Source organism: Pseudomonas segetis (assembly GCF_900188155.1).
GTDB lineage: Bacteria > Pseudomonadota > Gammaproteobacteria > Pseudomonadales > Pseudomonadaceae > Aquipseudomonas > Aquipseudomonas segetis.
In genome coordinates this window covers 1-25,061 of sequence record NZ_FZOG01000003.1, presented here as the reverse complement: position 1 = coordinate 25,061, position 25,061 = coordinate 1, and the positions used below count along the sequence as shown (strand labels likewise).

Here is a 25,061-nt window from a genome sequence, read left to right as displayed (position 1 = left end):
GGAAGACTATGCGGCTTTTAGTTGAATGTACTTACGTATTTGAACACCCGAACGACAACTCGGGCATTCAGCGTGTTGTGCGCAATGTGATCAAGCAGCTGGCCTCGGTTGATTCCGGGGTCGAATGCATCCCCGTCATGATGCAGGCGGGAGAGGTGCATCAAGTCTTGAGCCTGGCGCCACTGCCAACGCGAGAGCTGTCGTGGATGCAAAAGTTGCGGGTCAGGCTTGAGCACTGGAGAAACCGTTTCTGGTACCTACATGCGCGACTTGAGCGGCATGCGCCCTTGCGCTATTCCCATGCATTGCGCCGGCTCTTTTATGTGCTTTGTCGTTTGGCTGGGCTGAGCTTCAGCATTCCCATTCGTCTGCTTGATCGCTTTATCGATGACACTCCTGCGCCAGAGCGTGCGGTGGTCCTGGAATGTCGGGAAGGCGATCAGTTATTGCTGCTCGACTCATCCTGGCATGCCGATTTCTTTCCATTGGCCGAGCGTTTGAAGCGCGAGGGCGTAGGGATCATTTCGGTGATTTACGACCTTATCCCGCTGACTCATCCGCAGTTTTGTGATGCCGGCCTGGTCAAGGTATTTGACCGTTGGTTTGACTGGATCTCGCAAACTGCAGATGGCTTTATCGCAATTTCCTCGACCATCAGTGAGCAGGTGCGGGCAGAGGTCGGTCGACGCATTGGTCAAGCCAAGGCTCAAAGCCGTTGGTTCGACCATTTTCATCTGGGGTCTGAGCTTGACCTGGTTGTGCCCGGAAAAAAGCTTGATCCCGAACTGCTCGGCCTGTTTGCCAAGGACGCGCCTGTTTATCTGATGGTCAGCACCATAGAGCCGCGCAAGAATCACGCTTATTTGCTTGATGCTTTTGAGCTGCTATGGCAAAAGGGCTCGCCAGCTTGCCTGTGCATCATTGGTAAAGTCGGTTGGAAATGCGATGCCTTAATCGAGCGCATTGAGTCTCACCCGGAATTGAACCGGCGCCTGTTTATGTTTAACGGGCTTGATGATGCCGGGCTCGAATATGCCTATAGCCATTCACGGGCACTGGTTTTTCCTTCCTATGTTGAGGGCTTTGGTCTGCCGCTGGTTGAAGCTATGCAGCGCGGCCTGCCAGCCATGGCAAGTGCGATCCCGGTCTTTGAAGAAATCGGCGGTGACTTCATGGCTTATTTCCAGCTTGATCAACCCGCATCCCTGGCCGCCCTGGTCGAAACGTTTGAGCAGCAAGGTCGTTTTCCTGCAGCGCAGGATCTGCAGCAGTGGTCATGGTTGAGCTGGAGTGATTCGACTCGTCAATTGGTTGAGCGCACCGCCGCGCATATTGGCCAAGCGCGCTCGGTGGACAGATCAGAGAGAGAATTCGATGCCAAGACGCATAGCGCTTAACGCAAGTATTTTGCGTGCGCCGCGTACTGGCATTGGTCAGTACCTGACGGAGCTCGCCAAAGAATTGACCAAGCAAGATGACCTGCAACTGCAGTTCTTCAATGGTTGGAACTGGAGCGAGCAATTACCTGATGCGCCTATGCCCGGCTATTCGCGCTGGAGTTCTTTGATCAAACGTTGGGTGCCTGGCGCCTATCCGTTGCGCAGGGCGCTGGAACAACAGCGCTTTAGCCAAGGAATAGGCAAGCAGCCAGGGTGTTTGTATCACGATCCCAATCTCTGGCCATTTGAGTTCGATGGGCCCATGGTGATGACGCTGCATGACCTTACCCATGTGCATCACCCTCAAACCCAGCCAGCGGACCGGCTCGCTGAAATCGAGCGTCATACGGCCAAAGCCGTCCAGCGGGCCCGGCGTGTCTTGGTTGATTCCGAGTTTATCGCGGCTGAGGTCGCAAAATATTATGCGGTCGCTAAAGACAAGCTCGTAGTTGCCCCGCTCGGTTGTTCTGAACGCTTCCAGCCAAGAGCCGCTGAAGACTTGCATGAACCCTTGCAGCCGTTTGGCCTGGTGCCCGGGCAGTACCTGTTGTGTGTCGGCACCTTGGAACCTCGTAAAAACCTACAGCTGTCACTGAGTGCACATCAACGCTTGCCTGAGTCGCTACGCAGGCAGTATCCCCTGGTGATCGTTGGCATGGCCGGTTGGCTGCCCGAGAGCTACTCGCAACAATTGCAGCAGGCACTCGCTGCTGGTTTTGCGCGAGTGCTGGGCTATCAGCCTGATGCACTGCTCGCACAAATCGTATCTGGGGCGCGGCTGTTGATATTTCCATCGCTCTATGAAGGCTTTGGCCTGCCGGTACTTGAAGCGATGAGCAGCGGTGTACCCGTTGTACTCAGCCGGCGGGCTTCTTTGCCTGAGGTTGCGGGCGGGGCTGGTAGCTATGTGGACGTGGACGATGAAATGGCATGCGCCGAAGTGATCACTCAATTGCTGGAAGATCAACAGCTTTGGCAGGCCAAGCGTTCGGCTGGGCTAGCCCGTGCGCAACAATTTTCCTGGCAGCGCTGCGCGGCAGTGACTGCTGATGTGTATCGACAGGTAATGGTGAGCTAATGCGTGTTTTGCACTTTTATAAGGCCTACCTGCCTGAGTCCATGGGTGGCATTGAGCAGGTTATCTATCAACTTTGCCAGGGCAGCGCCGCTCAGGGCATTGATAGCCACGTACTGACGCTCAGCGCCGAAGATGGGGCCAAGGATTTCGCACTAGGTTCGCACCAGGTACATCGTGCAAACCTGGATTTCTACCTGGCGTCCACGGGCTTTTCGTACAGTGCGTTCAAGCGCTTCCGTGAACTGGCTGCTGAAGCGGACATTATTAATTATCACTTCCCATGGCCTTTCATGGATGTGGTGCACTTTGCTTCTTCTGTGCGCAAGCCAACGGTGGTGACCTATCACTCCGACATTGTTCGTCAACGCAGGTTGTTGCAGCTGTACAAGCCGGTCATGAACCGCTTCCTCGGCAGTGTCGACAGGATCATCGCCGCATCGCCAAACTACATGCACACCAGCGAAGTGCTGACGCGCTTTGCCAGCAAGACACGGGTCATTCCCTATGGCCTTGATAAAAGTACCTATCCCATTGCCCAGGCTGAGCGCTTGAATCATTGGCGCCAGCAGTTCGGCCCACGATTTTTTCTATTCGTGGGTGTGATGCGTTACTACAAAGGCTTGCATATTCTGCTCGATGCCCTGGAAGGCACGCATTACCCGGTGGTTATTCTCGGGGCGGGTCCGTTGGAGCAGGAATTGCGCGCTCAGGCTCAGCGCCTTGGTCTGGATCACCTGCACTTTGTTGGTCGTTTGGGTGACGAAGATAAAGTGGCCTTGCTGCAACTGTGCAGTGCGATCGTATTTCCGTCGCACTTGCGGTCCGAGGCCTTTGGTATTTCCTTGCTCGAAGGGGCCATGTACGGCAAGCCGATGATCTCCAGCGAAATAGGAACAGGCACCAGCTATATCAATATTCATGGCGAGACAGGCTTGGTAGTCCCGCCCAGCAATCCTCCTGCATTCAGGGAGGCCATGCGTACGCTCTGGGATAACCCGGAACTTGCTGCGCAGATGGGCGTACGAGCACAAGAGCGCTACGAGCGGGTGTTTTCCGCACAGCGCATGTGCGAACAAACCGCTGCGCTTTATCAGGAGTTGCTGGATGCTCCGCATGAGCAGGCCGAACCCCTGCGCATGAGCTCCAAACCCTAGTCGAAGCCGCCAGGATTTTCGTCGCCCACAAAAAAACCGCCAAGCTCACGCATTGGCGGTTTTTTGTTGGCCTTGAATCAGCGCCAGAAAGGCTTCTTCAGCTCTGCATGGCGCTGGCTTTCGCTGATGCCGGCGTCGGCCAGAAGGCGTGCATCAAGACGCGCTAGTTGGCGGCGGCTGACGATGCGGCGCTGCCACAGCAACAGCGTGGCAGCCATACGCAGCGGAAGGCCGCTGGTAACAGAAGTCGGTTTGGTTTCGAACAACAAGTCGGAACTGAGGGTACGTTCCATGGTGACATCCTTCCGCTTGTGGCGGTGTGAGAGAGTATTTTGCTTGGTACTAATGATCGTTCTTTTGCAAATAATGCAGTAGCCACAGCTGAACGAAATTGTTGTGTTAATAGATAGGATGCTTTGTAACTGTTTCTGTGCTTTTTGACAAAACTGTACTGCACATAAGTTATTTAGCCAGGATAATGGCTTCCAGGCAGTTTATTACTCTGCCATTTGCATTAAATACAGGATAAATATTGCGGTACAGTTGCAGATTGATCGAGTTATTTAGCTGACCTGTTTTTCAGGTTATATGAATAGTCTTGCCGGTTTTAAGTTGTCTGTACTGGTTGCCAGACCGAGCCAATGCCTAGAGTCTTACCCCTCCTCATCCACGCGTCACAGCTGATTCCCACGCAGCAATAGACAAGATCCCTCGACCTAACCCTAGCGTTTTGCGCCTTGGGGTAATGGCTTCTAGGCAAAACCTGTAGGGCTGTTTGTAATGATCGGGCGCGCTTTGCGTCCCTATCTAGAGATGTCTGCTGTGTTCCTGGCTGGAGTCATGGATACACAGACGGGATGAGGAAAATAGATAAGGAAACAGCCGTGAATACATTAACGAGGTTTACTGGTGCCGCCTTGGTTGCATCCTGTGTGGCGCTGTCGGCGCAGGCCGATGACAGTTTCTCTTCTCAGGTCGATGCCAAGGGCAACATTGGTTTACCTGATGACTTTCGGGCGACGATGTCGCATTTGGGTTCTTGGTTCGTTCCTGCTGGCGATGCCAGTGGCTTCCATGATGTCTATCTGGATTCAGACGCAGTCACCGCATTCCGCAAAACCGGCAAGTTTCCGGATGGAGCCGTAATGGTCAAGGAGTTGCGTCACCCCAAGGTGGGCAACTACACCACTGGTGCTGGGGTTAGTCATGCGGGCGATATCAAGCAGACCTTTGTTATGGTCAAGGACAGTACCAACCGTTTTGCCGGTAAGAATCCTGCCTGGGGCGATGGCTGGGGTTGGGCGCTATTCAAGCCTGACAGTGGTGGCAAGAGCGTGGTCACCGATTACAAGATCGATTGCCTGGGTTGCCATTTACCGGCCAAGTCCAAGGACTATATCTACACTGAGGCCTATCCGACATTGGGTGCCAAATAGGCCATTGCTTGAATGTGCGCAGTGCGCAATTGAAAAGGCCCGGGCTGATTAGCAGTCCGGGCCTTTATGCGATTGGGTAAGAGATTAATCCTTACTCAACAGCTTTTACCATGTCTTCAATGACTTTCTTGGCATCGCCAAACACCATCATGGTTTTGTCGAGGTAGAACAGTTCATTGTCCAGCCCGGCATAACCGCTGGCCATGGAGCGCTTGTTGACGATGACGGTCTTGGCTTTGTAAGCCTCAAGAATCGGCATGCCCGCGATCGGCGACTTTGGATCGTTTTTCGCAGCGGGGTTGACCACGTCGTTGGCGCCTAACACCAGCACCACGTCGGTCTGGCCGAACTCGGAGTTGATGTCTTCCATTTCGAACACTTGCTCGTAAGGCACTTCAGCCTCAGCCAGCAATACGTTCATGTGCCCAGGCATGCGACCGGCAACCGGGTGGATTGCATACTTAACGGTGACGCCGCGATGGGTCAGTTTTTCAGCCAGCTCCATCAGCGCATGTTGGGCGCGGGCAACGGCCAGACCGTAACCGGGCACAATCACAACGGTGTCGGCGTTGGTCAGCAAGAAGGCGGCGTCGTCGCTGGAGCCAGACTTGACTGGCCGCTGCTCTTTGCTGCCGGCTGCCGGGCCTGCATCCGCTTCGGCACCAAAGCCACCGAGGATGACGTTGAAGAACGAGCGGTTCATGGCCTTGCACATGATGTAGGACAGAATCGCGCCGCTAGAGCCAACCAGCGAACCGGCAATGATCAACATCGAGTTGTTCAGCGAGAAACCGATACCGGCTGCTGCCCAGCCCGAGTAGCTATTGAGCATCGACACCACAACCGGCATGTCCGCACCGCCGATCGGGATGATGATCAACACGCCGATGATAAAGGCCAGGATCAGCAGCAGAACAAAAGCAGTCAGGCTGCCGGTAAAGGTGAAGTACAGGCCCAGCACCAGAATTGCAATGCCGACAATCAGGTTGAGCTTGTGCTGGCCGCTGAAGGATACCGGTGCGCCCTGGAACAGGCGGAACTTGTACTTGCCTGACAGCTTGCCGAAAGCGATCACCGAGCCCGAGAACGTCACGGCACCAATGGCTGCGCCGAGGAACAATTCCAGGCGGTTGCCTGCTGGAATGGCGTCGCCCAACGTGGCAACGATGCCCAGCGACTGGGGTTCAACCACGGCGGCAATCGCAATGAACACCGCGGCCAGGCCGATCATGCTGTGCATGAAGGCAACCAGTTCGGGCATCTTGGTCATTTCAACGCGCTTGGCCATGATCGAACCGGCCGTGCCGCCTAGCAGCAGGCCGAGGATCACGTAGCCAATGCCGGGTGAGTCAGCTTCGGCGCTGAGCTTATACATCAGGCCAATAGTGGTGATGACAGCCAGGCCCATGCCGATCATGCCGAACAGGTTGCCCCGACGTGACGTGGTTGGGTGTGACAGGCCCTTGAGTGCCTGGATAAAACAGACCGAGGCGACCAGGTAGAGAACAGTGATTAAATTCATGCTCATGATCAGTGCTTCTCCGTCGGCGCGGCTGCTTTAGGCGCCTTCTTCTTGAACATTTCGAGCATGCGTCGGGTGACCAAAAAGCCACCGAAGACGTTAACCGCTGCCAGTGCAACGGCCATGGTGCCCATCAGCTTGCCGAACGGGGTCACGGTCAATGCGGCAGCCAGCATGGCGCCGACGATGACGATTGCCGAAATAGCGTTGGTTACCGCCATCAGTGGCGTGTGCAGCGCCGGGGTGACGTTCCAGACCACGTGATAGCCGACATAGATAGCCAGCACAAAAATAATCAGGTTGTAGATACCGTCGGAAATTTCCATGTCTCTACTCCTTTAGCCGTTGCTGCGCACGACTTCACCGTCGCGGCACATCAGGCACGCGGCGACAATGTCGTCTTCAAGGTTGACGTTGAGCTGGCCGTCTTTGTCGATGACCAGCTTGAGGAAGTCGAGCAGGTTGCGGGCATACAGGGCCGATGCGTCCGCTGGAACCAATGCCGCCAGGTTGCTATGGCCGACTATGGTCACGCCGTGCTTGACCACCACTTGCTCGGCTTCGGTCAGCGGGCAGTTGCCACCCTGGGCCGCCGCGAGATCGATGATGACCGACCCCGGCTTCATTTCCTGCACCGTCGCTTCGTGCAGCAAGGTTGGCGCCTTGCGGCCCGGAATCAGTGCGGTGGTAATCACGATGTCGGCCTGCTTGGCGCGCTCGTGCACAGCTTTTGCCTGGCGTTCCATCCATGAGGCTGGCATTGGCCGGGCGTAGCCGCCGACACCCTGGGCGGCGTCGCGCTCTTCATCGGTCTCGAATGGCACGTCAACAAACTTGGCACCCAGCGACTCGATTTGCTCTTTAACCGCAGGGCGCACATCTGACGCTTCAATAACTGCCCCCAGGCGCTTGGCAGTCGCGATGGCCTGCAAGCCCGCAACCCCGGCACCGAGAATCAGAATGCGTGCCGCCTTTACGGTACCGGCAGCGGTCATCAGCATCGGCATAAAGCGCGGATAGTGATGAGCGGCCAGCAATACGGCTTTGTAGCCCGCAATGTTGGCTTGCGATGAAAGCACATCGAGGCTCTGCGCGCGCGAGGTGCGCGGCGCCGCTTCGAGGGCAAAGGCCGTAATGCCGCGTGCGTTCATCAAGGCGATGGTTTCATTGCTGAACGGGTTGAGCATACCCACCAGAACGGTGCCGGATTTCATGAGCGCAAGTTCAGCTTCAGATGGGGCGACCACCTTCAGCACAAGTTCAGCGCCAAAGGCATCGCTATCGCTGCCAATGGTTGCGCCGGCAGCTTCATAAGCTGCATCTGTCACGCTGGCACTAATGCCTGCGCCACTTTGCACTGTTACCTGGTGGCCTTGGCCAACCAGCTTCTTGATGGTCTCGGGAGTCGCGGCTACGCGCGTCTCTCCGGCATGGGTTTCGAGAGGAACACCGATGTGCACTTCAAATCTCCTGCGTGATCTTTTTTTGTGAACCCGTACGCTACGTTGGCATGCGGGCGAGGGAGGATCAGCACAATCCCGCTTAAGCATGGCTTCTAGTATTTAGCGGGGTCGGCATTTTGCAGGTGAAGCGCGAGGCCTTCAAGACGTTCTGTAATAAAACCTTGCAGTAACTACAGGTCACCAGATGACCAGGCAGCCACTGTTTATGGCTGACACCTTGTATTTAGCGAGGTTAAGGCTTGTTTTTGTAGATTTTCATGGGCCGGGTACAGGCTAAATAATTTGCGATTCAGCAGATCAATGGTTAACAGTGTAATTGGAGTTAAAACCACTGAAACAGCGCATTAGCGACCTCTACTGTGCAAAAAACGAAACACTTAGAGGGTTTGAGAAGAGGCTGATCTGTAGCTGTGGCAAATACTGACTACGGGGTCAGTTATTCTGTTTTGCCCACTGATTTTGAAGGTTATAACCAGATTTGACTGGAGTTAAGTAAGCAAATCAACGGCAAAAAACCGTTTGGTTGCTGTCATTTATTCCAGTCCAGTACGTTGAGCGTAATCTTTGGTCTGTTCTATCAGCCAGTCGCGCAGGGCTTTCAGGGCGGTGAATTCGGCCTTGCGTTCAGGGATGATCAAAAAATATGCCTTGTCACTTGGGTGGCTATAAGGGGAGGCGATCACCAGGCGACCTTCGTTGAGCTCGCGCTCGATTAAAAACGGCGGTATCAGGGCAATGCCCATCTCGTGGATAGCGGCTTGGGCAAGCATGGAAAAAAGCTCGTAGCGGGGGCCGCTCATGTCGCGGGCGACCGACATACCCTGGCCATTGAACCACTGTCGCCAGCCGTACGGACGAGTCGTCTGCTGGAGCAGCGGCAGGTTTGCCAGTTCATCGGGCGATAATTGAGATCGGCCGTCTAGTAGCGCCGGACTGCAAACCGGCATGGGGTTTTCACGCATCAGCCGGTAGGACGCGGTGCCCGACCAGTCGCCGTCACCAAAATAGATGGCGGCGTCAAAGTCGGTATCGGCAAATAAAAAGGGGCGGGTACGGTTGGTCAGGTTAACCGTGACCTGTGGGTGCAAGCGTTGGAAATCCTTGAGCCGTGGCAGCAGCCATTGGGTGCCGAATGTGGGTACCACTGCCAGCTCAATGGTGATCGCACCCTGTTGGCCAATCACCGCCAGCGTATCGCGTTCGACAGCATCCAGTTGGCTGGCGACGCGACGTGAGTAGGACGCGCCGGCCTCCGTTAGCACGACCCCGCGTCTCGAGCGACGAAACAGTTCGACATTCAGGAACTCCTCAAGCCCGGCAATTTGCCGGCAGATTGCACTTTGTGTCAGTGCAAGTTCTTGCGCTGCCTTGGTAAAACTCTGATGTCGCGCTGCTGACTCGAAGGCGATCAGGGCTGCGGTGCTGGGTATTTTTCGGCGCATGGTCGGTTATTCACTGGTGTTGATGTCAGGGCCTGTGTCCTGGAAACATGCCATAAGGTTATTCTGTGTAGTCCCATGCTTGGTTGCACCTACGGGCTCTGGGGCTGTCATGGCAGGCATCCGTGGTGCTCAATGGCAGGTTTACGAAGTGAGTATTATGCACAGGTCAGTGCAAAATACTCGTTTGTCTCCTGTGCTTGGCGGGGCTAGGATCAATCCACACGATCATTTGGGGAGCGCCTTGTTGCTCCCGCGCTGAACAGAGGATTACCCGATGGCCAAGGCAAGCTTTAACTGGATTGACCCCCTGCTGCTGGATCAACAGCTCACTGAAGAAGAGCGCATGGTGCGTGATAGCGCCCAGCAGTTTGCCAATGACAAGCTTGCTCCGCGGGTGCTCGAAGCTTTCCGTAATGAGCAAACCGACCCGGCTATTTTCCGTGAAATGGGCGAAACCGGGCTGCTCGGTGCAACCATTCCCGAAGCCTATGGCGGCAGTGGCCTCAATTATGTGAGCTATGGCTTGATCGCCCGTGAGGTCGAGCGAATTGATTCGGGATATCGCTCAATGATGAGCGTGCAGTCCTCCTTGGTCATGGTGCCCATCTACGAGTTTGGCAATGAAGAAACCCGGCAGAAGTACCTGCCCAAGCTGGCCAGTGGCGAATACATCGGTTGCTTTGGCCTGACCGAACCGAACCATGGTTCGGATCCTGGGTCGATGATCACCCGTGCTCGTGCCGTTGAGGGCGGTTATCGTTTGAGTGGCAGCAAAATGTGGATTACCAACAGCCCGATTGCCGATGTCTTTGTGGTCTGGGCCAAGGATGATGCCGGTGAGATCCGCGGTTTTGTCCTGGAGAAAGGCTGGGAAGGCCTGAGCACTCCGGCGATTCACGGCAAGGTCGGACTGCGCGCTTCGATCACTGGTGAGATCGTGATGGACAATGTGTTTGTGCCTGAAGTGAATGCCTTTCCAGATGTGCGCGGTCTTAAAGGCCCGTTCACATGCCTTAATTCAGCACGTTATGGCATCAGTTGGGGCGCCTTGGGGGCGGCTGAGTTCTGCTGGCACACCGCTCGCCAGTACACCCTGGATCGCCAGCAGTTCGGTCGTCCGCTGGCTGCAACGCAGTTGGTGCAGAAGAAACTTGCCGATATGCAGACTGAGATCACCCTGGCATTGCAAGGCTGCCTGCGCCTGGGGCGTATGAAGGACGAAGGCACTGCTGCCGTCGAAATCACATCGATCATGAAGCGCAACAGTTGCGGCAAGTCGCTGGAGATTGCGCGCATGGCGCGTGACATGCTCGGCGGCAACGGCATCAGCGATGAATTTGGTGTGGCCCGGCACCTGGTCAATCTGGAGGTGGTCAACACCTACGAAGGTACCCATGATGTACATGCGCTGATACTTGGGCGTGCGCAGACTGGTATCCAGGCGTTCTTCTGATTCGCGATCCGAGGGCCGGGCCGGCAAGGTCTCGCCCTTCTGTTTCCGTTGTGCCTTGTCTCAATTTCGGAGTCTGTTATGTCCGGTGCTCTGTCGCATCTGCGTGTTCTTGATCTGTCCCGTGTGCTGGCTGGCCCCTGGGCGGGGCAGATACTCGCTGACCTTGGGGCCGAGGTCATCAAGGTCGAGCGCCCGGGCGTGGGTGACGATACCCGTCATTGGGGGCCTCCCTTCTTGCAGGATGCGGCCGGCGAAGATACCTCGGAGGCGGCGTACTACCTGAGCGCCAACCGCAACAAGCAGTCGGTCACCATTGACTTCACCCAGCCTCGCGGCCAGCAATTGGTTCGTGAGCTGGCGGCCAAGTCCGATGTATTGATTGAGAACTTCAAGGTGGGCGGCCTGGCTGCCTATGGTCTTGATTATGCGAGCCTCAAGGCACTCAATCCGCGCCTGATCTACTGCTCTATCACCGGCTTTGGGCAAACCGGGCCTTATGCCAAGCGTGCGGGCTATGATTTTATGATCCAGGGGCTGGGCGGTTTGATGAGCTTGACCGGGCGGGCGGATGACCAGCCGGGTGCCGGGCCGGTCAAAGTCGGGGTGGCCTTGACCGATATCCTGACTGGGCTGTATTCCACCTCGGCGATCCTGGCTGCCCTGGCCAGTCGCGGTGAGACGGGAAAGGGGCAGCACATTGATATGGCGCTGCTTGATGTTCAGGTGGCATGCCTGGCCAATCAGGCGATGAACTACCTTGCAACTGGCATGGCGCCAAAGCGTTTGGGCAATGCTCATCCCAATATCGTGCCCTACCAGGATTTCCCGACAGCAGACGGTGATTTCATCCTGACGGTGGGTAATGACCGGCAGTTCAAGAAGTTTTGTGAGGTTGCTGGCAAGCCTGAATGGGCTGATGACTCGCGCTTTGCGACCAATCAGGCTAGAGTCGCGCACCGGACGGAGCTGATCCCGCTGATACGCCAGGTCACGGTGTTCAAGACAACCGCACAATGGGTTGGGGATCTGGAGCAGGCAGGGGTTCCCTGTGGGCCGGTCAATGATATTGAGCAGGTGTTTGCTGACCCGCAGGTGATGGCGCGCCAGCTACAGATTGAGTTGCCCCACGCGCTGGCAGGTTCGGTGCCGCAGGTTGCGAGCCCGATAAGGTTGTCCGAGACGCCGGTGCAATATCGAAATGCGCCGCCGTTGTTGGGCGAGCACACCGATCAGGTGCTGCAGCGCTGGCTGGGGTTAAGTCATGCCGAAATAGCGCAATTGCGTGATGGTGCGGTGCTGTAGCAAGGCTTTTGAGCTGTCCGTGCTTGCAGTCCGAGCAGGACGGGCTAATGTCAATATAATGGCGCCCAATTATTGAAGGGTGCCTTAGACAACAAATTTTTAATTTAATTTCACGCCTCGGAAAATACCGCCTAATCTTATTCCTTTTAGACGGATTACTCCTACAGGGCTGTAGATGATTAGATTTTGCAGTATTCGATCAGCAGTTGTTTTGACCGTCTCATTCTTTTCATCACTGCTTCGTTCGATCCTCATTCTGAAGGCCAAGTCCCAGCACTTGCTTATGTGCTGTTGCCTGCTGGTCTCAGGCATGGCGCTTGCCCAGCCGCAAGCCCCTAAAAGCGTGGTGTTCTGGTATGCGGTTTCGCCCCCGCTGGCCGAGCTCGCCCAGTTTGACTGGAGTGTGGTCGAGCCTGCGCACCTGAGCGATAAGGATGTTAAGTACCTGCGCGATCAGGGCTCCCAGCCTTTTGCCTATCTTTCCGTGGGCGAATTCGATGGCGATCTGAGCCAGATCCAAAACCAAGGCCTGCAGCGCGGTGCCAGCCCTACCCGCAACGATGCTTGGCAAAGCCAGGTCATGCGACTCAGCTCCGACGTCTGGCGTAAGCATCTGCTGCAACGGGCAAAAGCGCTCAAGGCCCAGGGCTATAGCGGGCTGTTTCTCGACACTCTTGATAGTTTCCAGCTCCTGCCCAAGGACCAGCAAGAGGCGGAGCGTATTGCCTTGCGCGACTTTCTCAAGCAGTTGGCCAGGCAAGAGCCCGATCTCAAACTGTTCTTCAATCGCGGTTTTGAAGTGCTCCCCGAGCTGCCAGGTGTAGCGGCTGCCGTTGCTGTGGAGTCAATCCATGCCGGTTGGAACCCATCCAAGCGCAGTTACCGTGACGTGCCTGCCAGTGATCGTGAGTGGCTTGAGGGCCATCTCAAGCCCCTGCGTGAGCAGGGTATACCGCTGGTTGCCATTGACTACCTGCCCGCCGAACGCCGCGCGGACGCGCGCAAACTCGCCAAGCAATTGCAAAGCGAAGGCTTTATTCCGTTCGTGACCATGCCCGATCTCAACTACCTGGGCATCAGTTCAATTGAGGTAAAGCCACGCAGAATCGCGTTGATTTATGACTTGCGTGAAGGGGCACTTTATCGTGCAACTGGCTTCAATGTGCTCGGTGGGTTGCTGGAGTACCTGGGGTATCGTGTGGATTATTTTGCCGCTGACGATTTGCCTGATATTCCAGCCGCTGGCCTTTATGCCGGAATCATCACCTGGATGAACACCGGGCCACCGACGCAAGCCAGCGTATTCAATAAGTGGATCAATCAGCGGCTTGATGAGCAGGTGCCCCTGGCTATTTTCAAGGGTTTGCCGATTTCCGATCCACAACTTCTGCGCCGGCTTGGTATGCAGCTAAATACCGTGGATTTAAGCAAGGATGCCAAGATTGTCAGCTTTGACAAAACCTTGCTGGGTAGTTTTGAGGCGCCGTTGAAGATGCGCACCCGCGAGTTCTCGGCGGTGACTGCATTGGTTGATGGGCCCAAGCCAGCATTGACTGTAAATGACAATGGCGAGCTTTATACCCCAGTCGCCTTGGGCGACTGGGGCGGCTTTGTGCTAAGCCCGTTCGTGCTTGAAACCATTCCTGACCAAATGCGCTGGATTGTTGATCCCTTTGCCTTTTTGCAGCGCGCACTGAAACTTGAAACCATGCCGCGCCCGGATGTAACCACAGAGAACGGCAGGCGTGTAGCAACCGTGCATATCGATGGCGATGGCTTTGTCTCGCGTGCCGAGGTGCCGGGCAGTCCTTATGCCGGTACTGAAGTGCTCAACAGCTTTATCAAGCCCCATGACTTTTTAACCTCGGTTTCGGTTATCGAAGGCGAAGTCGGGCCAAAAGGCATGTACCCGCATCTGTCACGCGAACTGGAGCCTATTGCGCGCAAGATATTTGCCGAAGACAAGGTTGAAGTGGCCACTCACACTTTTAGTCATCCGTTTTTCTGGCGGCCCGAAGAGGCTAGCCAGGGTGAGGGCTTTGACCCTGAATACGGCTTTATGATGCAGATTCCGGGGTACAAGAAGATTGACTTCAAGCGTGAGGTGATCGGCTCCACGGACTACATCAACCAGCGGCTAACCACGCCGGATAAGCCGGTTAAGATGATTTTCTGGTCTGGTGATGCCATCCCTGACGCTGCCACCATCAAGCTGGCGTATGACAAGGGGCTGGCCAACGTTAATGGTGGCAACACGGCGTTGACCAATGCATTTCCTTCGGTGACCAATCTCTACCCCTTGATCAAGCCCAGCGCCGGTGGCGTGCAGTTTTACGCGCCAGTTATCAACGAGAACGTCTACACCAACCTCTGGCATGGTCCGTACTACGGCTTCCGTGATGTCATGCAAACCTTTGCCTTGACTGACAAACCAAGACGCCTGCGTGGATTGCACCTGTACTACCACTTCTACTCAGGAACCAAGCAGGCTTCGATCAAGGTCATGGGCGAGATCTATCGGTCGATGCAGGCCGAGCATCCGATATCGCTGTGGATGAGCGATTACATTCCGCGTATGCGCGGCCTGTATGAAACCAGCATGGCTCAGCGTGCAGATGGCGCTTGGCAATTTCGCGGGTTGAACAAGCTACGCACCGTGCGTATTGATCCGGCAATGGGTTGGCCTGATTTGGGCGCGTCCAAAGGTGTTGCCGGTGTCAGGGATTTGCCGCAAGGGCGTTACGTGCATTTCAGTAGCGATTTTCCCATCCTGGCGTTGCGCAAGACGCGCGACCCCCGGCCGTCGCTCGAAGAAGCCAATATCCCGCTGACTGGCTGGGTATACCAGGATGACAAGAAGGTGCGGGTGTCATTCGCCGGGCAATTTCCACTGCAATTCAGTGTTCGCGCCAGCTCGGCGTGCTCACTTGAGGTTGCAGGCAAGCGTTATGTCGCCAAGGCGGTTGATGGCCTTTGGCAGTTCAATATCGATAAAACACAGGTGAACGATGCGCAGCTCACCTGTCGTTAAAAAGACTCGCCTGCTTAGCCCCTGGGTTCTTCTGCTGATCGCCATACTGGTCGGCACGCTATTGGTTGTCAGTTTTTCGGGTAAAGATGCATTTTTGCCGGACGACAATAAACCTGATGCCGTCTCGGTCAATTACGCAGAGTTATTGCTCAAGGCTGATCCAGAGAACCAGGAGCTGCGTGAAAAGCTCATCGGGCAACTTATCGAACTGGGCAGTTATGACGCTGCGCGTCGACATATCAATGAGCTGCCGGTGACGGCCCCTGATCTGAAGGGCTTCTTCGAGTTGGAGCTCGATACTCTGGAGGCACTGGCCAAAACCGAGGGTGTCGATGCGTCCGCAAAGGCCGCACTGGTTGCGCGAATAGAGGCCTTGCCGCGCATCAAGCTCAGTGATGAGCAGCTTAAGCGTGAGGCCAGTTATGCCCTTGCTTTAGGCGCGCCTGCCGTTGCAGCGTCGATCTATGATGAGTTGGCAGTGCGTCAGCCGGAGAAGAAGGCCCTGTGGTTAGACCAGGCGGCGAAATGGTTTATGGCAGGCTCTGAGCCAGGGCGCGCAGCTGAGGTATACAAGCTATTGCTTGATGATGAAAAGGACCCGCAAAAGCGCCTCGACCTGATCTATCAAACGGTGTTGGCCCTGCGAGGCGCCAATCAAGATGATGCGGCTGCGATTTTTCTCAGCGAGCACATGGATGCCCTGAGTGGTCACGACTCGGAACTGCTGGATGAAGGCTTCCACGCTGCCTTGGGCAGTAATCGATATGACCTGGCCGAACAGTTTGTCGCTCTGTGGCGTGAGCAGGAACCCAATGACAAACGTGCAATCAAGGCTGAGTTCGATCTACATATGGCCTCGGGCAACATTGCCGCTGCCTGGCCGCTGGGTCAGTTGTTGGTCGCTGAAGATCCAGATAATCCCGAATTGCTTTCCACCATGGGCAAGTTGGGTGAGTGGGTTGGACAATCGATTGGCGCGCTCGACTACTGGGAGCGCTTGTTGGCGCTGAAGGAAGACCCGCAAGTTCGTGAGCACGCCTGGCGTCTGGCGGCCCAGCTGTTTGAGTTCGACCGAGCAATCCCCTTGCTGGTCGAGCTGGGGGATATGCGCGAGCTGACGCCGGAAGAGATTGATTCGCTGGTGTACAGCTATGAGTCCCTTGGTGAGCCCGAGGAAGAAGAGCAATGGTTGCGCCGCTATACAAAGGCACATCCCGGGCAGGAACTGGGCTGGTTGCGATTGCAGCAATTGCTTGAGCGGACCCAGCAATTCAAGGCCGAAACTCAGATCTGGGCCCAGTTGGACAAGCGTTTCGGAATATCGACCAGTGAACGAGTCAGTTGGGCTCACGCGCACTGGAAACTCTTTGACGAACAAGCTGCCTGGCAGGTTCTCACGGCAAAGAACGCTCACGCCGAGAAGATTACCGATCCAGAATATTGGCGGCTAAGGGCTGAGCTGGCGTGGGCCACGGCCAACGACCAAGATACTCAATATTCGTTTGAGCAACTCTTGGCCCTTAATGAGCCGCTGTACAGTTCCGAGCGTGAGCAATTACTGAATATTTATCAAAAGGTCGACCCGGTAAAAGCCTTGGCATTGGCGGTGTCTTTCTGGAATGCGCGACACAGGCCCGAGCGATTGGCCAGTGCCTTGGACTTGGCTGAAAAGCTGGGTGACTGGGAGCAGTATGCTGCGTTGGTAGCCAGCGCTGAAAAAGTGCCAGGCACAGAGAACCTTCAGGTGCTATGGAATGCCCGTGCTCAACTGGCCATTCGTGCAGGCGACCTAGCCAAGGCTGAGCGTATATATGCACAGGCACTCAAGCGGTTCCCCACCGAGAATATTTACCGTCAACAGTTACTCTGGCTCTACATTGATCAGGGGCGACATGAAGATATCGAGCGTGCGCTGAATAAGTGGCAGTCCATTGCACGGGCCGATGGCATCATGTGGTTGCCGTTTGCCAGTGCTAATTTGATGCTCAATCGGACTGAGCGTGCGCTGGCCTGGCTGAAGCTTTATCTGCAGGCCAATCCAGATGACTTGTTGGCCAATGCCAGTTACGCCGATGCGCTCGACAGCGCGGGTTATCAGGAAGCCGCCTTGCGCCTGCGCAGCAAGCTGCTCAAGCAAATGCAGACGCAAACCCTGCCGGCAGACCCGGATACATTGCGCATCTACTTGCGCCTGCTCGCCAGTGCCCAGTCGCAGCATGCCGCATCTGCTCAGGCTGCCAGGATGGCGGGTGATTCCAAGGCGATGCTGCAACTATGGTTCGAGCAATACACGGCGCAACTCAGTACTAACGGTCAGGCTGATATTAATGGCCAGTGGCTGGCGTGGGCAGAAGCGCAGGGCCTGAAGCTCGAGCGTTATGAGCAGCTTAGCGAAGCCGTACGTACCCTCAACCGTACCCGCCTGCAAGCAGAGCTGGACAAAGGCGGGCTTGATCCGCTGCAAGAAACCGAAGTCCTTGCGGCGTTAGGCAAGGACGGCCAGGCCCATGCTTATGCGCTGAGTCATCTGTCCGATCAATATCCAAGTGCAGTGAGCAATCAGCTTCGCGGGATGTTGGCTGGAGTCATTGAAAGTACGCCGCAAGGCGCTCAGTTAGGCTGGCGCAGTGAAGATTTCGGTGGGCTGAAGTTGCAAGGTGCCCGCGGGGCGATTGCCCGTAATATCACCGATGACTGGTATGCGCGGCTTGATTTATTCGACGGCCGTTACGACTCGGATAGTCTCGATGAAAGTGTTATCGGCAATGAGCGCAATGCCGAGTTGCAATTGCAACGGACTATGGACAACGGAGTTCTCGGTTTTGAACTGGATGGAAGCTGGCGCGACGATGAGGACCGCTATGGTTTCGGTCTGTTCCGCACCTTGCGGCTGACCTCGCGTGACTTGCTGCGAGTCGATCTCGACGTTCATCGCGAGGCTGACGAAAGTGGTTTGCTACGGGCATTGGGCATGCGTGACGGCCTGACGCTGGGCGGGCAACACAACCTGACTGCACGTGACCAGATTGCCTGGTCTATCGGCCAGCAGTATTACCAGACCCGCCAGGGCGATGACATAGGTTCGGGCCAGAAATACAGCCTGGAATACAACCACACACTGTTTTTTGCCGGCCCGGCCTGGGTGCTGCGAACCGGTGTGGATTACCAGAGCAACAGCCTGGAAAACACCTTGCCTAATGATCTGCTGACTTCTACGGCCAGGGGAAATGCTCCCGGTTTACCTGGTGGCGCGCTGGATGTTGAAGGTGCGACGCCTGAAACCCTTCTTGAGGAGCGTTACGGCCAGCTGTACTTCGGCACCAGTTGGCAACGCGGTCTGCCTGGCTCATTGAATCGCAGTCACCCGCAATACACCTGGTTCGTGGATATGCAGGCAGGCTGGCAGTGGGTTGATCAAGAGGTCAATTACGGCATCAGCACCGGCCTGGGCATGGAAGTGGTCGGCGATGACGAGCTGGCATTTTCCATGGGTTATCAATCGGCTCCGCAAAACGGCGATGGCGAGTCGGGTGGCACCGCAGCAATTACTTACAGCACCCGATTTGGGCGCTGAAAACAGGTTTAAATGGAGGAACTGACAATGTTGAGTATTCGAAAGCTGGCCTTGTTGGCCGTGGTTGTCGCGGTAGCGGGTTGTTCAAGTTTCACCACGCCTGATGGCCAGGTGTTCCCGCGTGCCGCGCAGTGGGGCGTTTTGCCTTTGGTCAATTATTCCCAAGCGCCGCAAGCCGGGCAGCGCAGTGAGCAGATCTTGCTCAGTGTGTTGAACGAAGAGGGGCTGCACCCTCGCTTGTATCCGGCGAGCACGCAAAGTGAATTGCCGTTGCTGGATGACCGTGCACGTCTTGACGAGGCGCTTAACTGGGCCCGTAAAGAAGGTCTGGATTACGTCATCAGCGGCAGCGTTGAGGAGTGGCAGTACAAAAGTGGCCTTGATGGCGAGCCCGCTGTAGGCCTGAGCCTGCAGGTTATCGAGCCTGCAACAGGTCGCGTGCTCTGGAGCAACAGCGGTGCACGCGCGGGCTGGTCACGCGAAAGCCTGGCTGGCACCACCCAAAAAGTCCTGCGTGAGCTGGTCGGCGAATTACAGGTTGAATGATGGCAACTGAGTCTGCTCACAAGGACTTTGCCCTGGCGCCTCGCGCCAGTGGTCATGTCTCCTGGATCGAAACCCTGTTAATCAGCGTGGTTGCGGTCGCGCTTGGTTATTGGCTGTCACCGGCTGATCCGTTGTTGGTGCACGGCTCGTTTCCATGGCTGATTCTGGCGCCACTATTGATGGCGATTCGTTACGGCTTCATGCGTGGCTTGATCAGTGCGCTGATTATTGTTGCCGCGCTCTTTGCTTATCGGGCCAGTGGCCTGGGGCTTTACCAGGAGTTGCCGGTATCCTTTATCGTTGGCGTGCTGATCAGTGCAATGCTGATTGGCGAGTTTCGCGACATCTGGGAGCGGCGCCTTGAGCGGCTTGACCTGGCCAATGAGTATCGCCAACTGCGTCTCGATGAATTTACCCGGGCTCATTACATCCTGCGCATCTCCCATGATCGCCTGGAAAAGCGTGTTGCCGGTAACGACCAGAGCTTGCGCAGTTCGCTTCTGGGGCTGCGGGCAAAAATGCGTGAGTTGCCACGCGAAAGCTTGGGCATTTCGGTGCTGGCCGAATCCATCCTGACCTTGCTCGCGCAATATGGCTCGTTCCGTGTTGCCAGCCTGCATTTGGTCAATGAAAGCAAGACAGTGGTGCTCGAGCCACTGAGTAGCATGGGGGAAGTGCGACCCATGCTGGCCGATGATCTGCTGGTCAAGCAATGCCTGGCGCAAGGCCAATTGATCAGTGTGCGCGAAGAATTGATGGAGCGTGGCGAGCATCGCCAGCATTCGCAATATCAGGTTTGTATTCCGCTGATGGACACCGAAGGTCGGATTTTGGCCTTGCTGGCGGTTGAGCAGATGCCTTTCTTCTCCTTTACCCAGCGTGTGTTGAGCCTGCTGATGATCCTGTGTGGGCACATTGCCGACTTGCTGCAAACCGATGCGCAAACCTTGCAGCTAACCGACATGGACGCACAGGATTTCACCCTGCAGCTCAAGCGTTCGATCAATGATGCTGTCGAGCACGACCTTGAAGCGCACATCTTTGTTATCGAGGCCAGCCCGAGTGAGCATCGCGCTGCATTGCTGCGCCTGATCCAAGACAGTCGACGCGGTCTGGATGTGCAACTGCTGACGACTAACGAGCGCGGCAACGAGTGTGTGCTGGTGCTGTTGCCGCTGACATCTGCAGATGGCGGTCAAGGCTACCTGACACGACTCAATAATATTATCCATGAGCGCTTTGGCCTGGATCAGAGTTTCGAATCGCTGGGGCTACAGGTTCGCGAGTTCGACATCGATGGTCAGGGCGGGAGTGAAGGCCTGCGGCGTTTTCTGTTCAATGAGTGTGGGATCAATGATCAGCAAGTGGCTATTTAGCGGGGCGGCGCTTTTCGAACTGAGCAGCTTTGCTGCTTTGCTCGATAACCTATCCACGGTCGAGGCCACGCTGCTCTATGTCTCCGCGCATGGCCTGGCGAGTGTAATGCTCAGTGCAGGCGTGTGGTTATTGCTGCCACGCCGATATAAGTTCCCGCTGCCCTGGAGTCCGCTGGTGCTGTTCAGCCTGGCTTTCTTCATCCCCATTCTTGGCACCCTGGGCGTAATCCTGGCGGTATTTCCTGCGCTTTACCTGCCGCGTCGAGCAAAGCCGCAGGTGTTGAACTCAATGGATGTGCCAGAGCTGCCGTTTCGTGCCCAGGAGCTTGGTCGTGACCTGATGTTCAATGATGGTGGTTTGCAGGATGTATTGCGCCATGCGCCCAGCCCTGAACGTCGCACCATGGCCCTGATGGCTACGCGTCGCATGAATGGCAAGGACTCTATCCCTATTCTCAAGTTGGCATTGCGCGACCCGGCCGACGACGTACGTTTGCTGGCGTATTCGATGCTCGATCAGCAAGAGAGCCAGATCAACCAGCGAATCGAGAAAACCCTTAATCAACTGCAAACCGCACCCCAGGCACAGCACTCGGCCCTGCATTCGACTCTGGCGCGCTGGTACTGGGAGTTGGCCTATATGGGCTTGGCGCAAGGCAGTGTGCTCGAACATGTGCTCAACCAGGCGCGTGAGCATGTCGAGCGTGGCCTGAGCCTTGGCGCGGGCGACGACATGCACCTGTTGGCGGCACGCATTGCCATGGAGCAAGGGTTGTTGGAGGAGGCGCGTAGTCATCTATCGGCGGCCAAGGCTGCCGGTCTTGCTCAAGAAAAAATTGCCCCCTTCAAGGCTGAGATTGCATTCCTTCAAGGGCGCTATGATGAGGTCCCCCTGTACTTGTCCCAACTGTCTAGCGAAGCCTTGGCGCGTCCACCTTTTGGCGCGCTGGCGAGATATTGGTTATGACGACTAAACCGCTGAATACAGCGCCAATTGCCGATGTATGCCTGTTGCTTGAGGGCACTTGGCCCTATGTGCGCGGAGGGGTTTCCAGTTGGGTTAATCAACTGATACTTGGTCTGCCTGAGCTGACTTTCTCGGTGTTCTTCATTGGTGGGCAGCAAAGCGCTTACACCAAGCGCCAATATGCTATTCCGCCAAATGTGGTGCATATCGAAGAGCATTTTCTGGAAAGCTCATGGACGGCTGGTCGTGCAGTCATGTCGGCCAAGCGTGAAGGCCCACGAGCCGAGATCAATGCCTTGCACGAGTTTTTTCATCACCCGGCTGAGCCCCTTGCCGAGCAGGGTGAGCAGGTGCTCGAGATTCTCGCAGCAGGTGAGGTGACATTAGACGATGTGCTGCACAGTCGCGCCAGTTGGGATGCCGTCACCGAAGGCTACACCAACCATTGCAGCGATCCTTCATTCGTCAATTATTTCTGGACGCTGCGCACCATGCAGGCGCCATTGATGATGCTGTGTGAAGCGGCAATGCGCATGCCACGTGCTCGCGCACTGCACTCGATTTCCACGGGGTATGCCGGGCTGCTGGGCAGCATCTTGCAGTCGCGCTGGAATTGCGCCTATGTATTGAGTGAGCACGGCATCTACACCAAGGAGCGCAAGATTGACCTGGCACAGGCCAGTTGGATCTCCGATAGCCCGGACGAAGCGTTGAAGACCGGTATCGACTCGGAGGTCAACTACGTCAGGCGCTTGTGGATTCGGTTCTTTGAGCGCATTGGCTTGCTGGCATATCGCTCTGCCAACCCGATTACGGCTTTATATGAAGGCAATCGCCAGCGTCAACTGGCCGATGGTGCCGATCCGCAGCGAGCCCGGGTTATTCCCAATGGTATTGCAATGGATGTTTGGAGCAATGCCATTGAACAGCGCCCGCCAGGAATCCCGCCAATAGTGGGTTTGATTGGGCGGGTTGTCCCTATCAAGGACGTCAAGACATTCATCCGCGCGATGCGTGGCGTGGTCAGTGCCATACCTGAAGCCGAAGGCTGGATTGTGGGGCCAGAGGAAGAAGATCCGGAATACGCCAGCGAATGCCATAGCCTGGTGGTCAGCCTGGGTTTGCAGGACAAGGTGAAGTTCCTGGGTTATCGCAATATCCGCGAGTTGTTGCCGGAGCTGGGCATGATGGTCCTGACATCAATCAGTGAGGCCCAGCCATTGGTGATTCTTGAGGCCTGGGCGGCCGGTACCCCGGTTGTCAGCAGTGATGTTGGCTCATGTCGTGAGTTGATCGAGGGCGCAGAGGGCGAAGACCGGGCATTAGGGTGTGCTGGCGAGGTGGTGGCCATTGCCGACCCTCAAGCGACATCGCGGGCTATTGTCAGTCTGCTCAGTGATTCAACCCGCTGGCACCAGGCCCAGTCAGTTGGCTTGAAACGGGTCAATACTTATTACACAGAGACACTGATGCTGCAGCGCTATCGCACCCTTTATCACGATGCTATTGCCATGGAGGCCCAATAAAATGGCTGGCATTGGATTTGAACTGCGCAAGATTCTCTCGCGAGACTCTTATACATCGACATTGCGTGCCTATGTCTATGCGGGGTTGATCGGCTCCGGCCCGTGGGTGCTGTCGATCCTGAGCGTGATGATGATTGGTGTGCTCAGCCTGGGTATAGTGGTTCCCGAACTGCTCATCAGGCAGTTCCTGATCACAGTAACCTACCTGATGGCCTGCTCGCTGATCATCACCGGCGGCCTGCAGTTGATGTTTACCCGTTTTATTTCCGATCGTTTGTTTGAAAAGGCCAACGACAGAATCCTGCCTAACCTGGTGGGCATGCTGTTAGTCGTCACTATAGGTGCAGGCTTCCTGGGCTTCGTGCTGCTGGCGACGCTATTTGATGAGTCCTTTACCTACCGCCTGCTGGTTGTGTCCAATTTCGTAGTGCTGTGCAACCTGTGGCTGGTCATTACCTTTCTGTCCGGGATGAAGGCCTACAATCGGATATTGCTGGTGATGCTGGCGGGCTATTCGCTGATGGTGCTCTGTGCCCTGCTGCTGCGCTTCCTGAAAATGGAGGGCTTGCTGCTGGCCTTCCTAATTGGTCACGCCAGCCTACTCTTTATGTACCTGTTCGATATTTTGCGTGAGTACCCGGCCAAACAGTTGGTCGCCTTTGACTTCTTCAAGCGTCAGCAAGTGTTCTACAGCCTGTTGGTCACGGGGCTTTGCTACAACCTTGGGGTGTGGATCGACAAGTTTATCTTCTGGTACACGCCCGCGACCTCTGGCCAGGTCATCGGGCCATTGCGTGCCTCGATTCTGTATGACTTGCCGATCTTTCTCGCTTACCTGGCGATTATTCCCGGCATGGCGGTGTTCCTGGTGCGGATTGAAACTGATTTTGCCGAATGGAACGAGCGCTTGTATGTGGCCATCCGCGGGGGCGAGACCCTGCAGCATATTGGCCAGCTAAAAGAGCAGATGATTCTATCTATCCGCCAAGGCCTGCTGGAGATCTGCAAGGTGCAGGGCGTCACTGTGACCTTGCTGTTCTTGTTCGCGCCACAACTGCTTGAATGGTTGGGCATGTCCAGCCATTACCTGCCCTTGTTCTATATCGACCTGATCGGCGTGAGCATCCAGGTTGTCTTCATGGCCCTGCTTAACGTCTTCTTCTATCTAGACAAGCGCGCCATAGTGCTTGAGCTATGCATCCTGTTTGTTGTGCTCAACGCCGCGCTGACTATATTGAGCATCTATATGGGGCCGAGCTTCTTCGGATATGGCTTCACCCTGTCCCTGCTGGTTTGCGTGCTGCTGGCCCTCGGGCGGCTATCAAGCTCGCTTGATGACCTTGAGTACGAAACCTTTATGCTAAGCCGCTGATAAGCGGGTTTGCAGATTTTCGGGATTAGATTCAAATAAACCCTTGACGGCAAATCTGAGGTGCCTATAATGCGCACCTCTTCCGGCGCAGACCTCTCGGAAAACTTCTTGGAAAACAAGAGGTTAGCTTAAAAAGAGGGGTTGCAAAGCAGCGAAAGCTGTGTAGAATGCGCCGGGCTCTGAAGGGTGTTTTGAATGGCCTTTGGAGTGATCGCCCAGGTGATCGGAAGCGGTAGAAAAAGAGGTGTTGACAGCGAGTTTGAACGCTGTAGAATGCGCCTCCCGCTGACGAGAAGCTGGTTTGATCGGAAGCGCAAGTGGTTGAGTAGAAACGGTTTTCTTCGGAAAAGAACTTCGAAAAACAGCTTGACAGTAAATGA

At 55.7% G+C, this 25,061-nt stretch carries 19 protein-coding genes; 13 read left to right on the top strand and 6 right to left on the bottom strand.

The annotated features are described in order from the left end of the window. The first annotated feature begins 8 nt into the window (after positions 1 to 8). From CHB79_RS11355 to CHB79_RS11345, 3 genes are read left to right on the top strand one after another with little or no spacing between them, the layout of a single operon-like run. Complete coding sequence (locus tag CHB79_RS11355) at positions 9 to 1,397, top strand: glycosyltransferase family 4 protein (RefSeq protein ID WP_089359994.1); 1,389 nt, start codon at positions 9 to 11, stop codon at positions 1,395 to 1,397. Then, positions 1,375 to 2,517, top strand: a complete 1,143-nt coding sequence (locus CHB79_RS11350; RefSeq protein WP_089359993.1) for a glycosyltransferase family 4 protein — start codon at positions 1,375 to 1,377, stop codon at positions 2,515 to 2,517. The genes CHB79_RS11355 and CHB79_RS11350 overlap by 23 nt, the downstream gene beginning before the upstream one ends. After that, on the top strand, positions 2,517 to 3,671 hold the full coding sequence (locus CHB79_RS11345; protein WP_089359992.1) for a glycosyltransferase family 4 protein: 1,155 nt from the start codon (positions 2,517 to 2,519) through the stop codon (positions 3,669 to 3,671). The genes CHB79_RS11350 and CHB79_RS11345 overlap by 1 nt, the downstream gene beginning before the upstream one ends. Before the next feature lie 77 nt (positions 3,672 to 3,748). Here the strand turns inward: CHB79_RS11345 and CHB79_RS11340 are convergent, their stop codons facing one another. Further along, a complete protein-coding gene (locus CHB79_RS11340) occupies positions 3,749 to 3,964 on the bottom strand; it encodes a DUF1127 domain-containing protein (RefSeq protein ID WP_010488186.1) in 216 nt (71 codons plus the stop codon). 591 nt (positions 3,965 to 4,555) lie between these two features. Between CHB79_RS11340 and CHB79_RS11335 the strand changes: the two genes are divergently transcribed. Continuing rightward, the gene (locus tag CHB79_RS11335) at positions 4,556 to 5,107 is read left to right on the top strand and encodes a cytochrome P460 family protein (RefSeq protein ID WP_089359991.1); all 552 of its coding nucleotides are present in this window, start codon (positions 4,556 to 4,558) and stop codon (positions 5,105 to 5,107) included. A 91-nt stretch (positions 5,108 to 5,198) separates the two neighbouring features. Here CHB79_RS11335 and CHB79_RS11330 read toward each other — a convergent pair whose 3' ends face one another. The 4 genes from CHB79_RS11330 to CHB79_RS11315 all read right to left on the bottom strand — a co-directional run bounded on the left by CHB79_RS11330 (position 5,199) and on the right by CHB79_RS11315 (position 9,534). Continuing rightward, positions 5,199 to 6,635, bottom strand: a complete 1,437-nt coding sequence (locus tag CHB79_RS11330; protein ID WP_089359990.1) for an NAD(P)(+) transhydrogenase (Re/Si-specific) subunit beta — start codon at positions 6,633 to 6,635, stop codon at positions 5,199 to 5,201. Positions 6,636 to 6,637: 2 nt separating this feature from the next. Further along, complete coding sequence (locus CHB79_RS11325) at positions 6,638 to 6,955, bottom strand: NAD(P) transhydrogenase subunit alpha part 2 (protein WP_010488190.1); 318 nt, start codon at positions 6,953 to 6,955, stop codon at positions 6,638 to 6,640. A 12-nt stretch (positions 6,956 to 6,967) separates the two neighbouring features. Next, positions 6,968 to 8,089 (bottom strand): Re/Si-specific NAD(P)(+) transhydrogenase subunit alpha, encoded by a 1,122-nt coding sequence (locus tag CHB79_RS11320; RefSeq protein ID WP_089359989.1) that lies wholly within the window; start codon positions 8,087 to 8,089, stop codon positions 6,968 to 6,970. Positions 8,090 to 8,625: 536 nt separating this feature from the next. Then, positions 8,626 to 9,534: a LysR family transcriptional regulator gene (locus tag CHB79_RS11315; RefSeq protein ID WP_089359988.1), complete on the bottom strand. Its 909-nt coding sequence runs from the start codon at positions 9,532 to 9,534 to the stop codon at positions 8,626 to 8,628. Between the two features lie 274 nt (positions 9,535 to 9,808). Here CHB79_RS11315 and CHB79_RS11310 point away from each other — a divergent pair, with 274 nt between their 5' ends. The 9 genes from CHB79_RS11310 to pelG all read left to right on the top strand — a co-directional run bounded on the left by CHB79_RS11310 (position 9,809) and on the right by pelG (position 24,681). Continuing rightward, on the top strand, positions 9,809 to 10,987 hold the full coding sequence (locus CHB79_RS11310) for an acyl-CoA dehydrogenase (RefSeq protein WP_089359987.1): 1,179 nt from the start codon (positions 9,809 to 9,811) through the stop codon (positions 10,985 to 10,987). Positions 10,988 to 11,065: 78 nt separating this feature from the next. Continuing rightward, positions 11,066 to 12,289, top strand: coding sequence for a CaiB/BaiF CoA transferase family protein (locus CHB79_RS11305; RefSeq protein WP_010488194.1), 1,224 nt, complete (start codon positions 11,066 to 11,068; stop codon positions 12,287 to 12,289). A gap of 178 nt (positions 12,290 to 12,467) precedes the next feature. Beyond that, complete coding sequence (locus CHB79_RS11300; protein WP_425439600.1) at positions 12,468 to 15,320, top strand: bifunctional glycoside hydrolase/polysaccharide deacetylase family protein; 2,853 nt, start codon at positions 12,468 to 12,470, stop codon at positions 15,318 to 15,320. Continuing rightward, on the top strand, positions 15,298 to 18,894 hold the full coding sequence (locus tag CHB79_RS11295) for a tetratricopeptide repeat protein (RefSeq protein WP_089359986.1): 3,597 nt from the start codon (positions 15,298 to 15,300) through the stop codon (positions 18,892 to 18,894). Before CHB79_RS11300 ends, CHB79_RS11295 begins: the two co-directional genes overlap by 23 nt. Positions 18,895 to 18,921: 27 nt before the next feature. Then, positions 18,922 to 19,440 carry a hypothetical protein gene (locus CHB79_RS11290; RefSeq protein ID WP_010488195.1) on the top strand — a complete coding sequence of 173 codons (519 nt, stop codon included), beginning with the start codon at positions 18,922 to 18,924 and terminating at the stop codon, positions 19,438 to 19,440. After that, on the top strand, positions 19,437 to 20,816 hold the full coding sequence (locus CHB79_RS11285; RefSeq protein ID WP_089359985.1) for a PelD GGDEF domain-containing protein: 1,380 nt from the start codon (positions 19,437 to 19,439) through the stop codon (positions 20,814 to 20,816). Before CHB79_RS11290 ends, CHB79_RS11285 begins: the two co-directional genes overlap by 4 nt. Then, positions 20,794 to 21,783, top strand: coding sequence for a transporter (locus CHB79_RS11280; RefSeq protein ID WP_089359984.1), 990 nt, complete (start codon positions 20,794 to 20,796; stop codon positions 21,781 to 21,783). Before CHB79_RS11285 ends, CHB79_RS11280 begins: the two co-directional genes overlap by 23 nt. After that, positions 21,780 to 23,309, top strand: coding sequence for a GT4 family glycosyltransferase PelF (gene pelF / locus CHB79_RS11275; protein ID WP_010488198.1), 1,530 nt, complete (start codon positions 21,780 to 21,782; stop codon positions 23,307 to 23,309). The genes CHB79_RS11280 and pelF overlap by 4 nt, the downstream gene beginning before the upstream one ends. A 1-nt stretch (position 23,310) precedes the next feature. Further along, a complete protein-coding gene (pelG, locus tag CHB79_RS11270; RefSeq protein ID WP_089359983.1) occupies positions 23,311 to 24,681 on the top strand; it encodes an exopolysaccharide Pel transporter PelG in 1,371 nt (456 codons plus the stop codon). Positions 24,682 to 24,804: 123 nt separating this feature from the next. On the opposite strand, the gene CHB79_RS22105 is transcribed toward pelG, so the two are convergent. Then, positions 24,805 to 25,061 (bottom strand): hypothetical protein (locus tag CHB79_RS22105; RefSeq protein ID WP_217898861.1); only part of this gene is annotated, 257 nt, incomplete at its 5' end.

Excerpts from the sequence above, each read along its gene's own strand:
- CHB79_RS11310 (WP_089359987.1), top strand. The coding sequence starts at position 9,809 with ATGGCCAAGGCAAGCTTTAACTGGATTGACCCCCTGCTGCTGGATCAA.
- CHB79_RS11330 (WP_089359990.1), bottom strand. The coding sequence starts at position 6,635 with ATGAGCATGAATTTAATCACTGTTCTCTACCTGGTCGCCTCGGTCTGT.
- CHB79_RS11325 (WP_010488190.1), bottom strand. The coding sequence starts at position 6,955 with ATGGAAATTTCCGACGGTATCTACAACCTGATTATTTTTGTGCTGGCT.
- CHB79_RS11295 (WP_089359986.1), top strand. The coding sequence starts at position 15,298 with ATGCGCAGCTCACCTGTCGTTAAAAAGACTCGCCTGCTTAGCCCCTGG.
- pelF (WP_010488198.1), top strand. The coding sequence starts at position 21,780 with ATGACGACTAAACCGCTGAATACAGCGCCAATTGCCGATGTATGCCTG.
- CHB79_RS11345 (WP_089359992.1), top strand. The coding sequence starts at position 2,517 with ATGCGTGTTTTGCACTTTTATAAGGCCTACCTGCCTGAGTCCATGGGT.
- CHB79_RS11280 (WP_089359984.1), top strand. The coding sequence starts at position 20,794 with ATGATCAGCAAGTGGCTATTTAGCGGGGCGGCGCTTTTCGAACTGAGC.
- CHB79_RS11290 (WP_010488195.1), top strand. The coding sequence starts at position 18,922 with ATGTTGAGTATTCGAAAGCTGGCCTTGTTGGCCGTGGTTGTCGCGGTA.
- CHB79_RS11350 (WP_089359993.1), top strand. The coding sequence starts at position 1,375 with ATGCCAAGACGCATAGCGCTTAACGCAAGTATTTTGCGTGCGCCGCGT.
- pelG (WP_089359983.1), top strand. The coding sequence starts at position 23,311 with ATGGCTGGCATTGGATTTGAACTGCGCAAGATTCTCTCGCGAGACTCT.
- CHB79_RS11285 (WP_089359985.1), top strand. The coding sequence starts at position 19,437 with ATGATGGCAACTGAGTCTGCTCACAAGGACTTTGCCCTGGCGCCTCGC.
- CHB79_RS11305 (WP_010488194.1), top strand. The coding sequence starts at position 11,066 with ATGTCCGGTGCTCTGTCGCATCTGCGTGTTCTTGATCTGTCCCGTGTG.
- CHB79_RS11340 (WP_010488186.1), bottom strand. The coding sequence starts at position 3,964 with ATGGAACGTACCCTCAGTTCCGACTTGTTGTTCGAAACCAAACCGACT.
- CHB79_RS11315 (WP_089359988.1), bottom strand. The coding sequence starts at position 9,534 with ATGCGCCGAAAAATACCCAGCACCGCAGCCCTGATCGCCTTCGAGTCA.
- CHB79_RS11355 (WP_089359994.1), top strand. The coding sequence starts at position 9 with ATGCGGCTTTTAGTTGAATGTACTTACGTATTTGAACACCCGAACGAC.